The 386-nt window shown below is 37.0% G+C and carries 1 protein-coding gene; it reads right to left on the reverse strand.

Annotation, left to right across the window (positions count from 1 at the left end; translation table 11 throughout):
* Nucleotides 1–246: helix-turn-helix domain-containing protein (locus CP352_RS10830; RefSeq protein WP_158227702.1), on the reverse strand; the 246-nt coding region annotated here is incomplete at its 3' end.
* Nucleotides 247–386 lie beyond the last annotated feature (140 nt).

Below are 386 nucleotides of genomic sequence, written 5' to 3' on the forward strand. Positions count from 1 at the left end.
GACTACTTCTTCTGCCAGCCTAGTCTCATAATTATTAAGAATAGAAAAGGCAAAAGGCATTGCTTGACATTGTCTAACAGCTAAGTAGTGCTTAGCATGATAATTACTTCGATTGCGTCCTACATAAGAGTTGTAAACAAAGCGTTGAGCATCATAGTTTAGTTTAATGATTTTCTTTTGCTTAGAACTAGGATAAAAGCGAAGCTTAACGCCAAAATGATAGGCTAAACTGCTCATTCTTTTCATGATTTCGCCTCCTCATAGATTAGATATTTATATTTTACAGGAAAGTCGAACGTATGTCTCTTTTTTTAATAAAAAAAGCTGACTGCTAGGTCAGCTTGGCCCTATCCATCCCCGCATTAAAATACGGGGATTTTCGGGCG

It is taken from the genome of Lactobacillus sp. UMNPBX1 (assembly GCF_002554085.1).
GTDB lineage: Bacteria > Bacillota > Bacilli > Lactobacillales > Lactobacillaceae > Lactobacillus > Lactobacillus crispatus.